The organism is Sphingomonas limnosediminicola (genome assembly GCF_039537965.1).
Taxonomy (GTDB): Bacteria; Pseudomonadota; Alphaproteobacteria; order Sphingomonadales; family Sphingomonadaceae; genus Sphingomicrobium; species Sphingomicrobium limnosediminicola.
Genome location: NZ_BAABBM010000001.1, coordinates 61,705 through 83,960 on the forward strand (window position 1 = coordinate 61,705; position 22,256 = coordinate 83,960).

Sequence of the window (22,256 nt, forward strand, 5' to 3'; positions counted from 1 at the left end):
CGTCAGACTCTGTGATAATCGCGGTACCAGGCGACGAAGCGCGGCACGCCCTCGTCGATACTGGTCGTTGGTGCAAAGCCGTGGTCGCGCTGGATGGCGCTGATGTCGGCAAAAGTGTCTTTGACGTCGCCGATCTGCATCGGCTTGGGGTCGAGGATCGCCGTTTTCCCGGTCGCTTCCTCCAGCAGCTGAACGACACGCATAAGGTCTTCGCTGCGGCTGTTTCCGATGTTGTAGAGTGCATGTGGCGAAATGCTACCGCCGGCTTTTTCCGATCCATCGTCGGCGGGCGGGCCGTCCAGGCAGGCGATTACACCGCGCACGATGTCGTCAACGTAGGTGAAGTCCCGCCGCATCTCGCCGCGGTTGAAAAGCGGCACCGGCTGGCCCGCGAACAGCGCCCTGGTGAAGATCCACATTGCCATGTCTGGACGGCCCCATGGACCGTAGACGGTGAAGAACCGCAAACCGGTCAAAGGCAGTCGGTAGGTGTTCGCGTAGGATTCGCTGAGCAGTTCGTCAGCCTTCTTCGTGGCCGCATAGAGTGAGAGCGGGTGATCGACGCGGTCCTCGACCCGGAATGGTAGATCCTTGTTTCCGCCGTAGACCGACGAGGAGGAAGCGTAGACCATGTGCTTGGTCTGCAGGGAGCGCGCCAGCTCCAGCATGTTGCAGTGGCCGACGAGGTTGGACTGCACATAAGCTTGCGGATTTTCGAGACTGTAGCGAACCCCAGCCTGCGCCCCGAGATGGACGATCCGGTCGATCGGACGCGCGTCCGCGACCTTATTCAGTGCGTCGGCATCGGCGAAATCGACGCGCTCGAAACGGAAGCGGTTGCCATATTGCCGCGCCAGGTTGTCCAGCCGCGCCTGCTTGAGCGACGGATCGTAATAGTCATTGAGATTGTCGATCCCGATGACCTCTTCACCGCGTTCGAGAAGTGCGCGCGAGGTGGTTGCGCCGATGAAACCTGCAGCACCGGTGACGAGAACAGCCATGGCCCGTCCCATAGGGGGTGCAGCCGCGCGCAGAAAGGCCCTAGAGCGCAGGCGTGAATCGCAGCTGGACCTTCGCCATCGACCGTGGCGGTACCTTCACCGATGTCGTTGCGCGCTCGTCGGATGGAAGGACGCGCGTCGAGAAGCTGCTGTCGGAGAATCCGGGCCAATATGAGGATGCGGCGCTCGAGGCGGTTCGACGGGTGCTCGCGGAGGAAGGCGGTTCGGTCGCCGAGGTGCGGATGGGCACCACGGTTGCGACGAATGCACTGCTCGAGCGGAAGGGCGAGCGGGTCGCACTGGCGATCACGCGAGGGTTCGGTGACGCACTGCGGATCGGCTATCAGGCGCGGCCAAACATCTTTGCCCGGCATATCGTTCTGCCTTCGATGCTGTACGAGCAGGTGGTCGAGATCAACGAGCGTGTCGGTGGCGATGGAGACGTGCTGGCCGAGCTGGATGAAGGGCAGACCCGAAATGCCTTGGCAGGCGTACGGGCGTCTGGGATTGATGCGCTTGCAATCATCCTCATGCACGGCTGGCGGTTCACCGATCATGAGGCACGAGTCGCGGCGATCGCACGGGAACTCGGCTTTTCGCAGGTCTCCGTCAGCCACGAGGTCGCGCCGCTCATCAAGCTGATCGGGCGCGGCGATACGACTGTGGTCGATGCTTATCTTTCGCCTGTGCTCCGGCGGTACATCGATCGCGTCGCCGCCGGTTTGGATGCGGAGACCGGGCTTCACTTCATGCAGTCGAACGGCGGGCTAGCCGAGGCGAGCGCGTTCAGGGGCAAGGACGCTATTCTTTCGGGCCCGGCCGGGGGTGTCGTGGGCATGGTCGCAGCAAGCAAGGCGCATGGCGGCGACAGGCTCATCGGCTTCGACATGGGCGGAACATCCACAGATGTCTCGCACTACGCCGGGTCGTACGAGCTGGCGGACGAAAGCGTGGTCGCTGGTGTGCGCATCCGCGCCCCAATGATGCAGATTCATACCGTCGCGGCCGGGGGTGGATCGATCTGCCGGTTTGATGGCATGCGATTCCGGGTCGGGCCGGAATCGGCGGGCGCGAACCCTGGTCCGGCCTGTTATCGCAACGGCGGGCCGCTTACCGTCACTGACTGCAACCTGTTTCTCGGTCGAATCGATCCCGAGCATTTCCCAAAGGTGTTTGGGCCTAACGGAGATCAGCCGCTGGACCACGCCATGTCCGAAAAGCGTCTGCAAGAAGTTGCGGATTTGCTCGGCGGCTCGAAGAGCCATGCGGAGATCGCCGAGGGATTCCTCGACATCGCCGTGGACAATATGGCCGCGGCCATCCGCAAGATCTCAATCGCGCGCGGCCACGACGTAAGTCTGTATTCGCTGGCCTGTTTCGGGGGGGCGGGCGGTCAGCACGCTTGTAAGGTCGCCGACGCGCTCGGAATGGAGCGCATCCTCATTCATCCACTTGCCGGCGTCCTGTCCGCCTTCGGGATTGGCATCGCGGATGTGAAAGCTATTCGCGAGGTGAGCCTGCTTCAGCCGCTCGGCAGCGACTTTTCGAAGGCGCTCGCCGATCTCGAGCAGGCCGCGACGGATACGCTGCTGGATCAGGACATTCACGCGGAGCGCATTCAATCAAAACGGAGGGCCCGACTGCGGACCGCGGGCAGTGATACGACATTGGAGATCGACATTGCCGATGCGACGGTGATGCGGTCCGCCTTCGCGGATCTCCACAAGCAACGCTTCGGCTATTTCGACGAAGATGCGGAGGTCGTCGTCGATGCCTTGGTCGCTGAGGCAATCGCTAGTTCCGAACTGCCGGAAATGGGGCAGGACGCCGCAAGCGCTCGGGAAACTTGGAACGGCCCTTCGCTCATTTTCGATCCGACGAGCACCATCGTCGTCGAACCCGGCTGGCGCGCCGAACGCGTGGCCGACGGCACGCTAGTTCTTACTCGCGCCGTCCCGCCGAAGCGTGAAAGAGCGATGGGCACCGAAGTCGATCCGGTCAGGCTGGAGATCTTCAACAACCTGCTCATGGCAATCGCGGAAGAAATGGGCGTCGCACTGCAAGCGACGGCGACAAGCGTGAACATCAAGGAACGCCTCGATTTTTCCTGCGCCATTTTCAACGCCGAAGGTGCGTTGATCGCCAACGCGCCGCACATCCCTGTGCATCTCGGCTCAATGGGAGAGAGCATCCGCCGCATTCTCGACACTCGAGGCGAACGCCGAGACGGGCGCGGGATCAGGCGCGGCGATGCCTATGTTCTGAACGACCCCTATCGCGGCGGCACACACCTGCCTGACATTACGGTCATTGTTCCGGTTTTTTACGGCGACGAGGCGGCGCCGTCAGCATTCGTGGCGGCGCGCGGGCATCATGCGGACATCGGCGGGATCACGCCCGGCTCCATGCCGCCCGACAGCCGTAGCATCGACGAGGAAGGAGTCCTCATCGACAACCTTCTCCTGGTCGATGAAGGCCATTTCCGCGAGCGCGAGATGCGGGCCCTCCTGACGGCGGGCCAATGGCCTGCGCGCAGTCCGGACAGGAACATCTCGGATTTGAAGGCGCAGCTCGCTGCCTGCTCACGCGGTGCCGAGGTCTTGGCGCGGACAGCACGCGAGTATGGATCGGAGGTGGTTGCGGCTTACATGGACCACGTTCTCGCCAACGCCGAAGAGTCGGTGCGACGCCTCCTCGACCGGCTCGACGATGGCGAGTTCGACTATGAAATGGACAATGGCGCGTATGTCCGCGTCCGGATCAGCGTCGACAAAGCGGCTCGGACGGCGACCTTTGATTTCACCGGCACCAGCGATCAGCTTCCCGACAACTTCAATGCACCATTCTCAATCGTGCGCGCCGCGTCATTATATGTCGTGCGCACGCTGATCGACGATGCGATCCCGATGAACGATGGATGCTTGCGGCCAGTCCGGCTCATCGTGCCGGACGGGTCGATGTTGAATCCGAGGTATCCGGCCGCCGTCGTCGCCGGGAATGTCGAGACGAGCCAGGTCGTGACGGATGCATTGTTCGCCGCGACCGGACGCCTCGCGCCGAGCCAGGGCACCATGAACAACTTCACCTTCGGCAACGATCGCCACCAATATTACGAGACGATTGCCGGCGGGTCGGGCGCTGGTCCAGACCATGACGGTACCAGCGCGGTGCAGACGCACATGACCAACAGCCGGCTCACCGATCCCGAGGTTCTCGAGACACGCTTGCCCGTTCGGCTGGAACAATTCGCGATCCGGCGCGGATCGGGCGGTGCGGGGGCTCATCGCGGTGGTGACGGGATCATTCGAGAAGTGACGTTCCTTGAACCGATGCGCGCAAACATTCTCGCCAATCGTCGACGCGTTCCGCCGTCCGGCCTCGCGGGCGGTGCCGACGCAGCGGCCGGCCGCAATTGGGTGGTGCGGACCAACGGCGATATCGAAATGCTGAGCGCGACGGCCTCCGCAGATGTCGAGCCTGGGGACCACTTCGTCATCGAGACGCCGGGCGGCGGCGGATTCGGGAGTCGCGGCGAATGATCGATTACTGGCCGCTCTTGGGCATTGCCGTCGTCGTGGTCGGTTTCGCGCTGCGATTCAATCCACTGCTTGTGGTGGCGGTTGCCGCCATCGCTACCGGCCTGCTCGGCCACATGCCGTTCGAGAGGGTGCTCGGGACGCTCGGCAAGGGCTTCAACGACAATCGCAACGTCACCTTGATCTATATCGTGCTGCCGGTGATCGGCCTGCTGGAGCGCTATGGCCTGCAGCAGCGGGCGCGCACGATCATTGCTGAAATGCGCGGTGCGACAACCGGCCGCCTGTTGATCGCCTACCTCGGGCTGCGCCAGGTCCTGTCCGCCCTTGGCCTCACCTCCGTCGCGGGACATGCGCAGACGGTTCGGCCACTCGTCGCGCCCATGGCCGTCGCAGCGGCGGAGAAGCAGCACGGCAAGCTCGACGAAGCCACAGAAGAACGCGTGAAGGCCATGTCCGCGGCGACCGACAATGTCGGGCTTTTCTTCGGCGAGGACATCTTCCTGGCCATCGCGTCGATCCTGCTGATCCAGGGAACGTTGGCGGGTTTCGACATTCAGCTGACGCCTTTCCAGCTTTCGGTTTGGGCAATTCCGACGGCTATTTGCGCCTTCATCATTCACGGCACGAGACTGCTGTTGCTCGACCGCAAGCTGAAGGGCGGGCCCAAGTGATCAATCTTCACTGGGTCTATGTGCTGGTAGGCGCGGTGTTCGGCGCCTGGTCCGTCTTCAGCGCGCGCGACCGATCAAACCCGAAGCGGTTCGGCAATGCTGCCTTCTGGGGTCTGCTGGCGATCAGTTTCTGGTTCGGCGACATCCTTGGGGACTTCGGCAATGGCATCCTCGTCCTTGCTCTGGTGGCTATTGCAGGGACGCACCTTCTGGGCCGAGGCTCAGGCGAGTCGACGAGGAAGGAAGAGCGCTCGGCTTGCTCCGAGCGCCTCGGCAACAAGCTATTCCTACCGGCGCTGGTGGTCCCATTCACGGCGTTCCTCGGAACCCTGCTGTTCAATTACACGCCGCTGAAGGCCCTGAACCTCATCGATCCAAAGTCAGTGACGCTTGTCCTGCTCGGTGTCGGCGTCATCGTCGCCTTGGCGGTCTGTTATGTCTGGCTGAGACCTCCCGTCTTCGCTGCGGTGGAAGAGGGAAGGCGGCTCATCGACTCGATCGGATGGGCCGTGGTCCTGCCGCAGATGCTGGCAGCACTCGGCGCAGTCTTTGCGGCTGCCGGCGTCGGCACGACCATCGGGTCGATGGCCAGCGCCGTAATCCCGCACGGCAGCATTCTGCTCGCCGTGCTTCTTTACGCCCTCGGGATGGTCGTATTCACGATGATCATGGGCAACGCCTTCGCCGCATTCCCAGTCATGGCTGCGGCAATCGGTGTGCCCATCCTGATCCATCAGGACGGCGGCAATGCGGCCGTGATCGGCGCTGTGGGAATGCTTGCGGGATTTTGCGGGACGTTGATGACCCCCATGGCGGCGAACTTCAACATCGTCCCAGCGGCGCTGCTCGAGCTTAAAGACCAGTACGGAGTCATCAGGGCGCAGGCGCCGACTGCGATCGTCCTGCTGATCGCCAACGTCGTGATCCTTTACGTCGCGGGGTTCCATCTGTGACCGGCCTCGACGCTTCGACCGCCTCAAGCATGGCCGGCATTGCCCTCGCTCATGTCGCGAAGGAATATCCGCACAAGCTTGATCACGTACTGCTTTGCGACGAGGATGCGAAGCCGCCGCGCGCTCTCCACCCTCTCTTTTTCGGCAGCTTGGACTGGCACAGCTGCGTGCATGGCTGGTGGATGCTACTTACGCTTCGGCGGCTCTTTCCCGACACCGACGAGGCCGATCAGATCGCCAAACTCGCGAATGACACGTTCACGCGAGTCAAGGTCGCGGTCGAGCTCGCCTATCTCGACCGTCCGCTCAGCGGTGGCTTCGAACGGCCCTATGGTTGGGCTTGGCTGCTTTACCTGCATCTCGAGGCAACTCGACATTCCGAAGATTGGGCTTCGGCGCTTGAGCCGCTTGCGACCGCGTTTGCCGAACGGCTGCGCGCTTATCTTTCGATCCTGACCTATCCGATCCGCGTCGGCACGCATTTCAACACCTGCTTTGCACTGGTGCTCTCGCTTGAATGGGCGGATGCATTCGATCGCGGGTTAGCGTCGGCCATCCGGGATCGAACGCGGCATTGGTTCGGGGCAGATCGCGACTGCCAGGCTTGGGAACCGGGCGGTGATGAGTTCCTGTCGTCGGCACTGACGGAAGCCTTGTGCATGGCTCGCACGCACCCGTCGCTATTCCCGATCTGGTTTGAGCAATTCCTGCCGAGGGTCGGCGCTCGGGAGCCAGCGACCTTGTTCATGCCGGCGATCGTCAGCGACCGGAGCGACGGCAAGATCGCGCATCTCGATGGGCTAAACCTCAGCCGCGCGTGGTGCTGGCGGGGCATCGCGCCGCTGCTGCCGCCAACTGAGCGATCGGTTGCCGAGGCTGCAGCAGACGAACATCTGGCCGCCGCGATGCCGCACCTGTCAGGCGATTACATGGGCGAGCACTGGCTCGCGAGCTTCGCGCTGCTTGCCCTGCTGACGTAGGTCACGTCGCACAGCGGCGCGTTCTGGAGCAGGGCGTCGCCACCAAGCGTCTGGTAGAGCGTCACGCGGTTTTGCGCCGCCGTTCGCTTCGTCTCCACATAGGTCTGCTGAACCGAATAATATGATCGCTGCGCGTCAAGCACGTTGAGGAAGCTGTCGATGCCGGCGCGGTAGCGGGCTTCGGTCAGTTGCAGGACGTCGGCTGCCGCGGCCTGTTGCCGGCCGGTTGCCGCAATCTGCTCGTCCATCGTTCCATGCCTGGCGAGCGCGTCGGAAACCTCTCGGAAGGCGGTCTGGACGGTACGCTGGTATGTCGCGAGAGCCGCGTTGCGCTGCGCTTCGGTGAGACGAACGTTGGCGCGGCCGGCCCCAGCCTGGAAGATCGCATAAGTGGCGTTGGCGCCGGCCTGTCCGCCGAACGCGCCACCGGTGAACAGGCTGGTCAGCGCCGAGCTTGCGAACCCGAGGACGCCGGTCAGCGTGATTTTTGGGAAGAGTGCGGCGCGTGCAGCGCCAATATTCGCGTTGGCGGAGCGCAGTTGATACTCGGCCTGCACGACGTCAGGTCGCCTCAGGAGAACGTAGGAGTTCACGCCCGCGGGAAGTTCGGCAATCGTCTTGCCCGCTTGATCGATTGAGGCCGGAAGCAGGACAGGAGCGACGGGTCCCCCGACGAGCAATTGCAGCGCATTCATGTCCTGCGCGACGAGCGTCTTCTGTTGCGCAAGGTTGGCTTGGGCCTGGCTCAGTATCTCTTGTGCTTGGCTAAGATCAGTACGCGGCGCGATTCCGCCTTCGAGGCGAATGCGGGTCAGGCGAACGCTTTGCTGGGCGGTGTTCACCGTTTGCTGGGAAACCAGAAGCAGGCTCGAGTCCGCCGCATAATCGAGCCAGGCATTGGCAATGTCGGCAACGAGCGTCAGCCGTGTTGAGCGAGCTCCTGCCTCGGTCGCCAGATATCGCTCGAATTGCGCCTTTGTCAGGGAGCGAAGCCGACCGAACAGGTCGATCTCCCAGTTCGGCACGCTAAGGCCGAGAGAATAATCGGCCGTCACGCCATTGGAACCGCCAGAACTTGAGCCGGATCCGCTGCTCGACCGGGTGATCGTTGGCGTTACGCCAGCCGACGCGTTCAGCTGCGGAAACTGCTGTGCCCGCTGAATCCGGTACTGTTCCCGAGCCTCAGCGATGTTTGCCGCGGCCACCATCAGGTCGCGGTTATTGACCAGCGCCTGCGCAATCAGCGTTTGAAGCCGAACGTCGGTGAAAATCTGCTTGTAGGTGATCGCAGGGAGAGCGGCTTCGGATTGGGCGAGGTAGGGGCTCCCGACGGGCCATGATGTTGGGATCGCCGGATCGGCCTGGCCGAGCTTCGGCTCCATTGTCGCGCACCCGGTGCTCAGAAGCGCGAGAAATGCGACGGAGCGCCTCATACTTCGGCCTCCTTCCGACCGCGCAGCCGCTCGCGAACCGCCTTGATGCCGTCGCGAACGCCGCGCCGCACGAGTACGAAGAAGAACGGGATGTAGAAGATGGCGAGGATCGTCGCCGTCAGCATTCCGCCTACCACTGCGGTACCAATGGCAGCGCGGCTATTGGCGCCGGCGCCGGTGGCGAACGCAAGCGGCAGACAGCCGAAGATAAACGCGAAGCTGGTCATCAGGATCGGCCGGAGCCGGATACGCGCAGCCTCCATTGCCGCATCGATCACGCGCATGCCTTCTCGCTCGGCCCGCTCGGCGAACTCGACCATCAGGATTGCGTTCTTTGCGGACAGGCCCATCGTCGTGATCAGGCCTACTTGCAGATAGACGTCATTCTGCATGCTGCGCAGCGTCACGGCGAAAATCGAGCCGACCAGGCCGAGCGGGATGACGAGCAGCACGGCGACCGGAATCGACCAGCTCTCATAGAGGGCGGCAAGGCAAAGAAAGACGACGATCAAGGCAACGCCGTAGAGGATCGGCGCCTGGCCGGAGGACAGCCGCTCCTGATAGGACTGCCCGGCCCAGGCGACGTCGATACCCGGGATCTGCGAAGCGAGTTGCTCCATGATATTCATCGCGTCGCCGGAGCTGACGCCCGGAGCGCCCTGGCCTGAGAGTTCGTAAGATGGGTAGCCGAGGAAGCGCGACAGACTGGTCGGCGTCGTCATCCACGAAGTCTGCGCGAATGACCCAAACGGGACCATGCCGCCTTGGTTGTTGCGGACGTACCATTGATTGATGTCGCTCGGCTCCGCGCGGAAGGGTGCGTCGCCCTGAACGTAAACGCGCTTGACCCGTCCGCGATCGATAAAGTCGTTGACGTAGCGGCCGCCCCAGGCGGTGGAGATGGTATTGTTGACGTCGCCGGCGCTCAGCCCAAGTGACGCAACACGTTCCTGGTTGATGTCGACCTTCAGGCTGGCGACGTCGGGTAGCTCGCTAAGGCGGACGGAAGTCAGTTTCGGGTTGGCCGACGCCTGACTGAGCAGCTTGTCGCGCGCAGCGGCAAACTCCTCGTTGCTCATGCTTCCCGTGTTTTGGATCTCCATCGTGAACCCAGTCGACTGGCCGAGGCCGCGGATCGCGCCCGGAACGAGCGCGAATACCTGCGCGTCACGAAGGCCGCGGAACGCACCGGAAGCACGCTGCACGATGGCGTCGGCACTGTTGTCCTTGCCGTGGCGGTTTTCGTAGTCAGCGAGGTTAATGAAGGCCTGGCCCGTATTCTGGCCGGCCGCGCCCTGTCCGCCGCCAGCCACGGTGAAATAGGTTTTGACGTTGTGCTTCTCGGGCCCGTTGAGGAAGTAATTCTCCACGGCGAGCTGAACCTCGCGCGTCCGGGTCAGTGTCGCTCCGGCCGGAAGCCGGAATTGCACAAGCGCCGCGCCCTGATCTTCTGTCGGCAAGAACCCCGTCGGCAACCGCAGGAACAGCAGCGCCAGGATTACGACGACACCGCCGTAAATGCCGAGAAACAGCCACTTGCGATTGACTACGGTGGTGACCGACCCGACGTACCAGTTGTTGAGCTTTTCGAAGCCCTCGTTGAATTTTACGCGGGAGCGCTCGACGCTGTGCGCGACCTTTGGCGCCCTTCGGCCCAGCCAACTCTCTTCGACAGTGCCGTGATTTCGCTTGAGGAGGTTCGCTGCGATCGCCGGACTGAGCGTGAGGGCGATGAACACGGACAGGCCCATTGCCGAGACGATCGTCGCCGCAAACTGCCGGTAGATGACGCCGGTCGACCCGCCGAAGAATACCATCGGCAGGAACACCGCCGAAAGAGCGAGCGCGATGGCGACCAGCGCCATCTGGATCTGCTCCATCGATTTGATCGTTGCCTCGCGCGGGCTGTACTCCGGGTTTTCGTCCATTAGCCGCTCGACATTTTCGACGACGACGATGGCGTCATCGACCAGCAGTCCGGTGGCCAGCACGAGCCCGAACAAGGTCATCGTGTTGATCGAGAATCCGAGCGCGTAGAGGATTCCGAACGTGCCAAGCAGCACGACCGGCACGGCGATGAAGGGGATCATCGTCGCCCGCCAGCTCTGCAGGAAGACGAACATTACGAGGACGACCAGAAGGATCGCCTCGAACAGCGTCTTCACGACCTCCCAGATCGACAGCTTGATGAAGTTGGTCGTGTCGTTGGCGTAGGCGTAATTGTAGCCCTGCGGCATTCGCGGGGCGATTTCCTCGACCTTCGCCTTGACGAGGTTGGCGGTGCGGAGCGCGTTCGCACCCGGCTCCAGCGAGATGCCGATGCCAGCGCCTGGGTGGCCGTTGGCGCGGATGGTCGCGGAATAATTGTCCGCGCCCAGCTCGACGCGCCCTACGTCGCTTAGCAGCACTCTCGCGCCGCTCGGCTCACCCTTCACTATGATATTCCGGAACTGCTCAGGCGTCTGGAGACGGGATTGAGCCGTGACGGTGGCGTTGAGCAGTTGGCCCTGAGGCTGTGGCAGTCCGCCGATTTCGCCGGCCGCGACTTCGGTGTTCTGGTTGGCGATTGCGGTGACCACGTCACCGGGCATTAGGTTGAAGCTCGACAGCTTATGCGGATCGAGCCAGATGCGCATTGCGTAGGAGGAGCCGAAGACGTTGACGTCGCCGACGCCTGGGACGCGCGACAGCTCGTCCTGCATGTTGGTTGTGAGCCAGTCGGAGACGTCGAAGTTCGTGCTCTTGTCGGTCTCGTCATAGATGCCGACAATCAGCAGAAGGTCCGGCGCCCCCTTGGTGACCGTGACGCCCTGTTGCTGAACCGGGGTCGGGAGGCGGGAAATCGCCTGTTGAATCTTATTCTGTACCTGGACTTGCGCGATGTCGGGATCGACGCCTTTCTGGAACACGGCGGAGATGCTCACCTGGCCGCGCGCAGTTGACGATGACTGGAAATAGAGCAGGCCATCGATGCCGGTCAGCTGCCTCTCGAGCACCTGCGTGACGCTGCCTTCCAGCGTAGCGGCCGATGCGCCGGGATAGGTCGCGCGGACGTTGATCTGCGTGGGCGCGACGTCCGGATATTGCGCTACCGGCAGCAAGGTAATGGCGCCGATCCCCATCAACATGATGATGATCGCGATCACCCATGCGAAGATCGGGCGATCGATGAAGATCTTCGACATGCGCTAGCCGGACCGGCGCGAACCGGCGGGGACGCCTCCAGCCCCTGCGCCGGCCGGTGGTGCCTTTACGCGTTGGGGGGAGCTGGCCGGCACGGGCTTGATCTCCGCGCCGTCGCGAAGGTTCGCCGTGCCCTGCGTGATGACCTTCTCTCCGGGTGCCAAACCCTGCGTCACGACCCAGTAGGTACCTTGCGTGCGCTCGGCGACGATGACGCGCTGGACGGCGCGATTGCCAGGCCCGACCACCCACAAAGTGGCGTTGCCCTTTGGGTCGCGCGTTACGGCCGACTGAGGAACGAGGAAGGCCGAGGTATCGATGGCCTGCGCGAATCGGGCGCTTACGAACATGCCGGGCAGGAGCAGCGACTGCGGGTTCGGAAAGCGGGCGCGGATGGTGACGGTGCCGGTGGTCTGATCGACGATCACCTGGCTGAACTCGACCGAACCGGTGTACGCGTAATAGGAGCCGTCCGGCAGCTTGATGCGCACCTGCGCCGTCGTCGGCGTCGCACCGCCCTGCGCGAGAGACTGGCGGAGCGTGAGAAGATCGGCCGCGGATTCCTGGATGTCGACGAACACTGGGTCGAGCCGAGTTATAGTCGCGAGCGCGTCTGTCTGGTTGGCTGTCACAAGCGCGCCTTCGGTCACATTCGACAGGCTGATCCGGCCCGTGATGGGTGCCGGCACGCGGGTAAAGCGCAGATTGATCTGCGCACTTCGGACGCTCGCATTGTTCTGCGCTACCGAGGCGTCAGCCTGCCGCGCCTGCGCAACGGCATTGGTGTAGTCCTGCTTCGAGATCGCCTGCTGCTGGACCAACGGCTTGTAGCGCGAGGCCAGGGTGCGGGCGGCTTCGGCCTGGGCACGCGCTGCCTGTAAATTCGCCTTAGCCTGCGCGGCCTGAGCATTATAGACACTTGGGTCTATCTGATAGAGCGTCTGGCCTTGCTGGACGACCGAACCCTCGCGGAAGAGGCGACGGAGGATGACGCCGCTGACCTGCGGCCGGACCTCGGAGGTTTGGAAGGCGGAGACGCGGGCGGGCAAGTCCTGCACGATCGGCGCGCTGCCCTGCTGGACGACGACGAAGCCGACGGTGATGGGACCTTTGGGACCGCCGCCACGCCCGCCGGTGACTCCAGATTCTTTGGAACCGCCGCACCCCACGAGCAAGAGCGCGCCAGCGGAGATGATTGCGGCCTGGCGAATCCTGCTCCTCACCGGGCGAGGCCCTTCCCGGTTGATGTTGCAATTGCAAGAGATAGGAGCGTGTTCGTAACCAATCATGGGAGGGGTGCCGCTAGAAGACGGATCAGTATGGTTACGCAACTGATCGACTAACGGCCGTTCTCAACCGACGAATGCTTAAGAAGTTTCGGCGGCGAATATTTCCCCTTCCGGCATTCTGAACCACTTCCAAATGGCAGTCGCCGAAGCCGCATTGAAGCGATACGTAGAACCGAATCGCATTGCGTGCTGGGGAGCTGGAATGTCCGTAATCAGGCTGATTGCCGCCGTCGTTCTTACATTCGCCGCCATTCCCGCCGCAGGACAGGGTGTCGCGCAGACGCCTTCCGGATCGACGATCGTCGCCAGCGCCGTCTCGCCGTCTCGCGTCCTTCACGTTGACGTGACGGTCAGTCCGGACGGGCGCGTTGGCTACATCGTCTCGCGGCAGGGCAAACTGGTAATCGATGAAAGCCGGCTGGGCTTCCTGTTCACAGACGCCCCGCAGATGCTCCGGAACTTCAAGTTCGCAGGCCAGTCCGCACGCAGCTTCGACGAGACCTGGGAAGAGCCTTGGGGCGAATACCGGAACATCCGCAACCACTACAACGAGCTGACGGTCAGCTTCGACGAGCAGAAGTGGATGCATCGGCGAATGACCGTCGTGTTCCGCGTGTTCGATGACGGTGTCGGCTTCCGCTACGAGCTTCCGAGCGGCCCGAATTGGTCTCACGCGAACGTCGCCGACGAGCTGACCGAGTTCAACGTTGCTGAGCCGGGCAAGGCCTGGTGGGACGAAGCGCTCGAGTGGAACCGCGAGGAATACCTTATCCGCAAAACTCCGATTGAGGAGATCGGAACTGCGCAGACGCCGCTGACCGTGCGGACGGCTAGCGGGCTGCACTTGTCGTTTCATGAAGCCGCGCTGGTCGATTATTCCGGCATGGATTTGCGGCGGGTGCAGGGCAGGGTGCTCAAGGCGGACCTGATGCCCTCCTCGACGGGCGCAAAGGTGAGCCGCGACTTGCCGCTGGCGACGCCGTGGCGGGTGATCATGATCGCTCCCGATGCGCCTGCGCTCTACAAGTCAGCGCAGATCATCCTCAACCTCAACGACCCGAACAAGCTCGGCGATGTCAGCTGGGTGAAACCGATGAAGTATGTCGGCATCTGGTGGCAGATGCATCTCGACAAGAACACGTGGGAATCGGGGCCGCGGCACGGCGCGACGACCGCCAACACCAAGCGGATGATCGATTTTGCGGCCAAGAATGGTTTCGGCGGCGTGCTGGTCGAAGGCTGGAATAAGGGATGGGACAAGGTAGGCGACAACGACTGGTTCGCCTGGGGCTGGGATTTCAGCTTCACGCAGCCTTATCCGGACTTCGACCTACCGGCCCTCGCGCGCTACGCGAAGTCGAAGGGCGTTGGGCTGATCGGGCACCACGAGACGGCCGGCAACACCGCCAATTATGAAAAGCAGCTCGATGGCGCGCTCGATCTCTATCAGCGACTCGGCATCCATGCGGTGAAGACCGGTTATGTCGCCGATGCTGGCGGGATCCAGGCGCTCGGCACCGATGGCAAGATCCACTTCGAGTGGCACCAGGGCCAAGTGATGGTGAACCACCATTTGAAGGTCGTGACCGAGGCGGCGAAGCGTCAGGTCGCCGTCGATCCGCATGAGCCGGTCAAGGACACCGGCCTTCGCCGCACCTATCCCAACTGGGTCTCGCGCGAGGGCGAGCGGGGCATGGAATATAATGCCTGGGGCGAACCTAAGAACCCGCCGGAGCATGAGGCGAACCTCATCTTCACGCGCATGCTTTCGGGCCCGATGGATTTCACACCGGGCATCGTCAGCCTGAAGGGGAAGGGCAACACCCCGATCCTGTCGACGCTGGCCAAGCAACTCGCGCTCTACATCACCATCTATTCGCCCATTCAGATGGCGGCGGATCTGCCGGAGAATTACGAAGCCAACCCGAAGGCCTTCCAGTTCATCAAGGATGTCGCGGTCGATTGGGACGACACGCGGATGCTAGCGGGTGAGGTCGGCGATCTTGCCGTGTTCGCCCGTAAGACCCGCGGATCGCCCGTGTGGTTCATCGGCGCGGTCGGTGACGAGAATGAACGGCGCTGCGATGTGCAGCTGAGTTTCCTCGACGCCGGACGCCGTTATCGCGCCGAAATCTACCGCGACGGCGACGACGCAGACTATCGCACCAACCCCCGTTCGATGGTGGTCGAGCAACGCACCGTGACCTCAGCCGATCGATTGGCGCTCCGGCTTGCGCCCGGCGGCGGCGCGGCGGTCAGGTTCGTGCCGATCCGCTAGTCGGCGCGCACCCTCGTCATCGCCAGCGCGGCGGCGGTCATCACAATCGCGGCGGCGAGCATCGTCCAGATCGGCTGATCGGGAAAAAATGCCTTCATGATCGAGCCCATGACGGTCGCGACCAGAAGCTGCGGCACGACGACGAAGACGTTGAACAGGCCCATGTAGATGCCGAGTTTCCGCTGCGGCAGGCTGCTCGCGAGGATCGCGTAGGGCATCGCGAGGATCGAAGCCCATGCGATACCAATGCCAACTTCCGCGATCACCAACATCTTCGGATCATGGATGATGAAGAAGCTCGCATAGCCGGCAGCGCCAGCGAGGAGGCACAGCATGTGCGTGCGGGACTTCCCGATGCTTCGCGCTAGCCAAGGGAGCAGAGCCAGCGCTGCGACGGCCGCGACGCCGTTGTACACGGCAAACAGCACGCCGACCCAGTTGCCTGCGTCCTGATACCCCGCGCTCGCCGGGTCGGGCGAGCCGTAGAAGTTGCGGGCGACGACCGGCGTGGTGTCAATCCACATGATGAAGAGCGCCGACCAGCTGAAGAACTGCACCAACGCGAGCCGTTTCATGATCGCTGGCATGCCGGAAAAATCACCGACGATATTGGCAAGCATGTTGCTCGAGCGGCCGCGCCTGGCGAGCTCGATGCCCACCCCGGTCGCAACGCCGTATGCGACGAGAAGTCCGCCGAGCAGGTAAACTTCTTTCTCGAGACCGAAGTTTCGAACCGCGAACAAAATGCAAAGCCCAAGTGCGATCCACAGGACGCTCGACCCAAAACTGCGGTTCGCAAGCTTGCGGATGGTTTGATCGGCGCCGGCATGATCGGCGGCGTCACCGAACCCCGCCATTTCTTCGGGTGAATATTCGCGGGTGCTCAGAACGGTCCAAAGTACTGCCGCGAACAGTGCAATACCGCCGAACCAGAAGCTGAAGCGGACGGTGTCGGGAATGCCGTTCCCAAGCGCGTCGTTCGATACTCCTAAGTGCTCGAGCACGTAGGGGAAGATCGAGCCTAGCACCGCGCCCGCGCCGATGAAGGCGGTCTGCACGGCGTACCCGGCGGTATGTTGGTCCTTTCGCAGCATATCGCCGACGAAAGCTCGGAATGGCTCCATCGAAATGTTGAGACTGGCGTCGAGCGTCCACAGCAGGACAGCCGCCATCAGCAGCTGGTTCGAAAGGGGCATTAGCAGCAGCGACAAGGCAGCAAGGAGCGCGCCCGCAATAAAGTAGGGTCGCCGCCGCCCGAGCCTGCCCAGCCACGTACGGTCGGAGAGATGGCCGACGATCGGCTGCACCAGCAAACCCGTCAGCGGGGCCGCGATCCACAGCGCCGGAAGGTCGTCGACGCTAGACCCGAGCGACTGGAATATCCGGCTCATGTTCGCGTTTTGAAGCGCGAAGCCGACCTGGATTCCGAAGAAGCCGAATGAAATATTCCACAGGCCAGCGAGCGATTGCCGCGGCTTCTCCGTCGTCGTCACGCTGTCCATTCAAGAATCTCCCCGCCGCCTAGCTGGCACGCGGGCGGGCAGGGCACAATTGCTGTTGCAGTGCAGCGCATACGAATACGCAAAGCCATAGACAGACGCGGATGAGCGGCTAAGTTTCGCCGCTCACGCCTGGAGGGGAAACCGGCATGAGGCTTTCGAACCTCGATATCATTGTGGTCATCGCTTACGCGATCGGCATCTTCAGCCTGGCGCAGTGGGTCAGCCGGGAGAAGGCCGGGCACCAGAAGGATACTTCCGACTACTTCCTGGCGTCAAAAAACCTGCCGTGGTGGGCGATTGGCGCATCGCTGATCGCGGCGAACATTTCGGCCGAGCAGATCGTCGGCATGTCCGGATCCGGCTACGCGATCGGGCTGGCCATTGCTTCCTACGAATGGATGGCGGCGCTGACGTTGTTGATCGTCGGCAAGTTCTTCCTGCCGATCTTCCTCAAGAACCACATCTACACGATGCCGCAGTTCCTCGAGCGGCGGTATGGCAAGGTGCTGCCGGTGATCATGGCGATCTTCTGGCTCGCGCTTTACGTGTTCGTGAACCTGACCTCGATCATCTGGCTGGGGTCGATCGCGGTGAATAAAGTCGCGGGAATCGACCAGAGCGTTGCTTTGGTCATCCTCGGCGCCTTCGCGCTCCTTTACCAAATTCGTGGGGGCCTGAAGGCCGTGGCACTGACAGACATCGTGCAGGTGACCCTGCTTGTGCTCGGCGGGCTGATTGTCGCTTTCCTGACGCTGACGAAGATCGGCGGCGGCGACCTGTTCAACGGTTTTCATCAACTCGTGACGACGGCGCCGGATCACTTCCACATGATTCTGCAGAAAGGCGACCCGCACTACATCGATTTGCCGGGGCTCAGCGTGCTCGTCGGCGGCATGTGGATCGCGAACATCGCTTACTGGGGTTTCAACCAATACATTATCCAGCGCGCGCTTGCGGCGAAGAACCTCGACGAAGCGCAGCGCGGCGTAATCTTCGCTGCCTTCCTCAAGCTGCTCATGCCGGTGATCATCGTGCTTCCAGGCATTGCGGCGGTGGTTTTGGCGCCGGGCCTGACCAAGCCCGACGAAGCCTATCCCATGATGATGCAGATGCTCCCGAGGGGCCTGCTCGGCCTGGTGTTCGCGGCGCTGGTCGCGGCGATCATCGCGTCGACCGCATCCAAGATCAATTCGATCGCTACCATCTTCACCCTCGACCTTTACGCCAAGTTCCGCGGCGAGAAGACCAAGGCGGAGGACGACACGGGCGAGAGCGTCGGCGAGGAAAAGCATTTGGTGCTGGTCGGGCGCATAACCGCGATCGTCGCCATCATCATCGCCATCCTCCTCGCCAAACCCCTGGTCGGAAGCTCCGAACAGGCGTTCCAGTTCATCCAGGAGTTCAGCGGCTTCTTCACGCCGGGCATTACCGTGATCTTCCTGCTCGGCCTCTTCTGGAAGCGCGCGACGGAGGCCGGCGCGATCGTTGCGGCCGTGACATCGGTGCTGCTGTCGACGGTCATGAAGTATACGCTGCCGTCAGGCGCCCTCTCGCAAGGCGTGAACGACTATCTGACGCCGTTCATCAACCGCATGGGCATCGTGTTCCTGGTGTCACTCGCACTCGCAGTCGTCGTCAGCCTGGCAACGCGGCCGCGTCCGGGCGTCGACACGATCGACACGGCGAACGTCCGCTACAAGACGAGCACCGGCTTTAATGCTGGCGCGCTTGGCGTGATCCTGATCCTGATCGCGCTCTACGCGACGTGGTGGTGAGCTAGCCGCGTTCGCCCTTCGGGGCACGTCGATACTTGTGGCGCAGCCATTCGAAAACCGGAAGCGCATCGCGCTTTCGGTAATCGAACCAGGTCGCGTTTTCCCAGTCTGAGCCTTTGCCCCAGCGCGTCCCGCAGCGGGTCGAGACCCAATACGGCTCCCAGTAGACGACACCGATGCCGCCGGCGTCGATCGTCAACTGGGTCAGGTCGATCATGAACTTGTGCTGGCCCTCTGGCGTGGCAGGAAAGCCCGCAACTAGTGCGTCGGTGCCGAGCAGGTTGGTCGCCGTGTCCGCGCCTTCGAGCGTGAATGGATATCCCGTTTCAACGACGATCACGTCCTTGCCGTAGCGGCGCTTTGCTTCAGCGATCGTGTCCTTGAGCTGTGCCAGGTTCCACTTTGACCATTTGCTGTAATAGCTGATGCCAATCACGTCGTAGCCAGTCACGCCAGCCTTTGTCGCTGCGTCGAACCACCGCACCACATTCTCGGGTTGGGCGATGTGCAGCATGATCCGCGGCGCGATCGAACCCGCGCGGCCGGCTTCTTGCACTGCCTGAATGCCGGCATTCAGCAACCGCGCATTGCGCGCCCAATTGATCGGGTCGCCCGGAACCTTGCCGCCGAGCATCTCGGGGTTGGTCTCGTTACCGATCTGGACCATCTCCGGCATCCCATGATCGGCATCTAGCTTGCTCAACGTGGCGAGCGTGTAATCGTGCAGCGCCTTCACCTGCTGGTCGACAGTGAGGTTGGCCCAGGCAGCCGGCGCGATTTGCTTGCCGCCGTCTGCCCAGTCGTCGGAGTAGTGGAAGTCGAGCAGGACCTGCATGCCTGCCTCATGGGCGCGGCGGATGGTCTTTAGGATGTCGTCATAGTTGCTGTACCGGGTCCAGGTCGCGTTGTTCCAGATGCGCACGCGGACGATGTTGCCGCCTTCGCGCTTGAGCAGCCGGAACGCGTCGATGGGTTTTCCGCGCAGGCGATAGACAGCGCCGCAATCCTCCATTTCGTTCACGTACGATAGGTCAGCGCCCAAATAGAGGCCACCGGAAGGAGGCGCCACGGGCGAACCGGCCTGTGCGGCAGTGGCGGCTATCGCGAGCAGGCCCGTGAGCATGCGTCGATTCATCGGCGATCTCCTGAAGCGGCAGCAACGGCTCTAATGCTTGATCCACCCAAGCCCTCGCTCGCGACCGAGACGTCGACGAGGCCGGCGGCGCCGACTCTCACGATAGCTTGCGCGAGCCCGTTGAAGGCGTGTCGTTCGGATGCAACATCGGCCTCAATACTATTCGGGTTTCCGTTCCCGACTCCGATCACCTGCCCGCCTTGAACTGCGAATTTTAGAAGGTTGCTGGCCGTCGGCACGGGCCGGCCGCGACGATCAACGACCTGCGCGTTGGCGATGAGCACGTCCCCGCTTGTGGCTAACCGCTGGGCAAGCGTGAGACGCACGGCGTGTGCGGGACCGCTTGTTTGGCGGACGTCTTGGGCAACGCGGCGACCTCCATTGTACCCAATCGCCTCCAGACGACCCGGCGCGTATGGGACGCGCCATTCTAGGTGACGGTTACGCGGCATCGCCTGTCTCTCAAGCGAGCGACCATTTAAAACTAGCTCGACCTCTTCAGTATTGCCGAGCGTCCAGACTTCGATCGGCCGGCCCTCCCTTCCGGCCCAATTCCAATGTGGGAGAAGGTGAACGAGCGGTTGGTCTGGTCGCCAACAGGCGCGGTAGTAATAGTAATTGTCCTTGGGGAATCCGCAGGTGTCGAGGATGCCGAACTGCGAGCTGATGCTTGGGAACTCGGCGTAGGGCGTCGGCTCGCCACGATAATCGAACCCGGTCCAGACAAAGCCTCCGGCGATGTACGGCCGCTCGGCGACGATCGTCCACCATTCCTCAGCCGTGGTCGCCCACCAGGGATGCTCAGTGTCGTACGCGCGTACGATGTGTCGCGCCGGATCGGTCTCATATTCGCCGCGCGTGGAAACCGTGCTCCCAGTCTCGGATCCGTAGACCGGCTGCTCGGGACGTCGGCCGTGATAGGCCTCGATCTGGTTGGTTCGATAGTTGAAGCCGAGCACGTCGACGACGCGGCCGATCCCCGTGTCCCAGCCCTGATCCATGGCGAAAGTGGTCGGCCGCGTCGGATCCAGCTTCTTCACATGCCGCGCCAACTCGGCGTTGATGCGCGCTCCGCGCTCCGTCGCTTGATGCGGCTCTTCGTTGCCGAGCGACCAGAGGATGACGCTTGGGTGATTGCGGTCGCGGCGGATGATCCGTTCGAGCTGGGACAGGCTTTCAGGGTCGGAGCTGTTGTAGCGTTGCTCGACGATCATCAGCATGCCCGTCTCGTCGCAAGCGTCGAGGAGCGCGGTCGCGGGTGGGTTGTGGGCGCTGCGCCAGGCGTTGGAGCCCATCTGCTGAAGCTGTTTGATGCGCCAGCGATGAAGCGTGTCGGGGATTCCGGTGCCGACGCCGGCATGATCCTGGTGATTGCAGGTGCCGAGAAGCTTCACGGGCTTGCCGTTAAGGAGGAAGCCGCATTCCGGGTCGAAGGTGGCAGTGCGAAGACCAAAGCGGGCTTCTGCACTATCGATGACTTGTCTGTCGCCAATCAATTCAGCGCGAACGGTATACAGATCAGGCGTCTCCAGCGACCAAAGCATCGGGATCGGGAAGCGGGTGCGGCGCTCGATTGTCTGGCGCTCGCCCGCCGGAATACTGATCGGCAAGGCATCTTCGATGGTGGTGAAGCTTCCCCTCGGTCCAATCAAGGTCAGGCGAAGTCCAGCCTCTGCCGGCGCGTCGGTTGTATTGGCGACGTCAATGCCGACGCGGATTTCGGCACCTTTGGCCGTGACTTTGCTGGTCACGACGATTCCCCAATGCGGGATGTGCATTGGATCCGCGCTGACGAGCTCTACGTGGCGATAGATACCCGCGCCTTCGTAGAACCAGCCTTCGCCGAGCGTCGCGTCAACACGGACGGCGATGACGTTCGGGCCGCCTTCATAGTCGAGAAAGTCGTCGATCAAGACGCTGAAGGGAGCATAACCGCTTTCGTTCCGGCCGGCGGCGTAGCCGTTCACGAAGACGATGCAGTCGCGGAACACCCCGTCGAACTCGAGCCAGAAGCGGCGGCCTTTTTCCGCAGCGGTGACGGCGATAGGCGTGCGGTACCAGCCCACGCTGTTCTCAGGGAATTCGCGCCCGATAGCCTTGAAGCCATGCGCAGCCATTGAGTCTGAACGATCCTTCGGCGGCGGCGTTTTCGGCTGCGCAAAGGGAAGGGCGACTGCCCAATCATGCGGTACGATGACTTCAGCCCAGCCGCTGTCGTCGAACTTCGGCATCGCCCCTTCAGTGGCGTTGCCGGCTTTGGCGAAGGTCCGCTGGTCGCGCCCGAAGCCGAAGTCCTTGTCGATATCTGCCGCGTGGCCGAAGTGAAAGCGCCATTGCTCAAGCCGCTGGCGACGTCGCGGGTTTGGAGAGAGCACGGTTGTCCGCGCAATGGCCGGGCTCGTCGACGCGAGGCTCATCGCTAAAGCGCTCGCCCCGATCATTTCGCGCCGCGTAAAGCCGTCTTCCATACGCACGAACTCCGCTATTCATGCGACGATTAGGGCGACTGAGAAAACG

13 protein-coding genes are annotated in these 22,256 nt (G+C 62.6%); 6 read left to right on the forward strand and 7 right to left on the reverse strand.

Annotated elements, in window-relative coordinates:
• Positions 1-2 precede the first annotated feature (2 nt).
• Positions 3-1,001 carry an NAD-dependent epimerase/dehydratase family protein gene (locus ABD704_RS00335; protein WP_344697706.1) on the reverse strand — a complete coding sequence of 333 codons (999 nt, stop codon included), beginning with the start codon at positions 999-1,001 and terminating at the stop codon, positions 3-5.
• A 53-nt stretch (positions 1,002-1,054) separates the two neighbouring features.
• On the opposite strand from ABD704_RS00335, the gene ABD704_RS00340 reads away from it, so the two are divergent.
• The 4 genes from ABD704_RS00340 to ABD704_RS00355 are packed head-to-tail and all read left to right on the forward strand — an operon-like array spanning position 1,055 to position 7,144.
• Complete coding sequence (locus ABD704_RS00340) at positions 1,055-4,540, forward strand: hydantoinase B/oxoprolinase family protein (protein WP_344697707.1); 3,486 nt, start codon at positions 1,055-1,057, stop codon at positions 4,538-4,540.
• Positions 4,537-5,211 carry a DUF969 domain-containing protein gene (locus ABD704_RS00345; RefSeq protein ID WP_344697708.1) on the forward strand — a complete coding sequence of 225 codons (675 nt, stop codon included), beginning with the start codon at positions 4,537-4,539 and terminating at the stop codon, positions 5,209-5,211. Before ABD704_RS00340 ends, ABD704_RS00345 begins: the two co-directional genes overlap by 4 nt.
• Positions 5,208-6,164, forward strand: coding sequence for a DUF979 domain-containing protein (locus tag ABD704_RS00350; protein ID WP_344697710.1), 957 nt, complete (start codon positions 5,208-5,210; stop codon positions 6,162-6,164). The genes ABD704_RS00345 and ABD704_RS00350 overlap by 4 nt, the downstream gene beginning before the upstream one ends.
• Complete coding sequence (locus tag ABD704_RS00355; protein WP_425565345.1) at positions 6,161-7,144, forward strand: DUF2891 domain-containing protein; 984 nt, start codon at positions 6,161-6,163, stop codon at positions 7,142-7,144. Before ABD704_RS00350 ends, ABD704_RS00355 begins: the two co-directional genes overlap by 4 nt.
• On the opposite strand, the gene ABD704_RS00360 is transcribed toward ABD704_RS00355, so the two are convergent.
• The 3 genes from ABD704_RS00360 to ABD704_RS00370 are packed head-to-tail and all read right to left on the reverse strand — an operon-like array spanning position 7,090 to position 12,983.
• On the reverse strand, positions 7,090-8,577 hold the full coding sequence (locus tag ABD704_RS00360; protein WP_344697711.1) for an efflux transporter outer membrane subunit: 1,488 nt from the start codon (positions 8,575-8,577) through the stop codon (positions 7,090-7,092). The two genes, ABD704_RS00355 and ABD704_RS00360, sit on opposite strands and share 55 nt — an antisense overlap.
• Positions 8,574-11,762, reverse strand: coding sequence for an efflux RND transporter permease subunit (locus tag ABD704_RS00365; RefSeq protein ID WP_344697712.1), 3,189 nt, complete (start codon positions 11,760-11,762; stop codon positions 8,574-8,576). The genes ABD704_RS00360 and ABD704_RS00365 overlap by 4 nt, the downstream gene beginning before the upstream one ends.
• A gap of 3 nt (positions 11,763-11,765) precedes the next feature.
• Positions 11,766-12,983, reverse strand: coding sequence for an efflux RND transporter periplasmic adaptor subunit (locus ABD704_RS00370; protein WP_344697713.1), 1,218 nt, complete (start codon positions 12,981-12,983; stop codon positions 11,766-11,768).
• A gap of 268 nt (positions 12,984-13,251) precedes the next feature.
• Between ABD704_RS00370 and ABD704_RS00375 the strand changes: the two genes are divergently transcribed.
• Entirely contained in the window at positions 13,252-15,327 is a 2,076-nt protein-coding gene (locus tag ABD704_RS00375) for a glycoside hydrolase family 97 protein (RefSeq protein ID WP_344697714.1), read from the forward strand.
• Here ABD704_RS00375 and ABD704_RS00380 read toward each other — a convergent pair.
• A complete protein-coding gene (locus tag ABD704_RS00380) occupies positions 15,324-16,829 on the reverse strand; it encodes an MFS transporter (RefSeq protein ID WP_344697715.1) in 1,506 nt (501 codons plus the stop codon). The two genes, ABD704_RS00375 and ABD704_RS00380, sit on opposite strands and share 4 nt — an antisense overlap.
• A 146-nt stretch (positions 16,830-16,975) precedes the next feature.
• On the opposite strand from ABD704_RS00380, the gene ABD704_RS00385 reads away from it, so the two are divergent.
• Positions 16,976-18,604: a sodium/sugar symporter gene (locus ABD704_RS00385; RefSeq protein WP_344697716.1), complete on the forward strand. Its 1,629-nt coding sequence runs from the start codon at positions 16,976-16,978 to the stop codon at positions 18,602-18,604.
• Between the two features lies 1 nt (position 18,605).
• On the opposite strand, the gene ABD704_RS00390 is transcribed toward ABD704_RS00385, so the two are convergent.
• Both ABD704_RS00390 and galA read right to left on the reverse strand, forming a co-directional pair.
• Positions 18,606-19,739, reverse strand: a complete 1,134-nt coding sequence (locus tag ABD704_RS00390) for a glycoside hydrolase family 53 protein (RefSeq protein WP_344697717.1) — start codon at positions 19,737-19,739, stop codon at positions 18,606-18,608.
• Positions 19,736-22,207, reverse strand: coding sequence for a beta-galactosidase GalA (gene galA, locus ABD704_RS00395; RefSeq protein WP_344700441.1), 2,472 nt, complete (start codon positions 22,205-22,207; stop codon positions 19,736-19,738). Before galA ends, ABD704_RS00390 begins: the two co-directional genes overlap by 4 nt.
• Positions 22,208-22,256 lie beyond the last annotated feature (49 nt).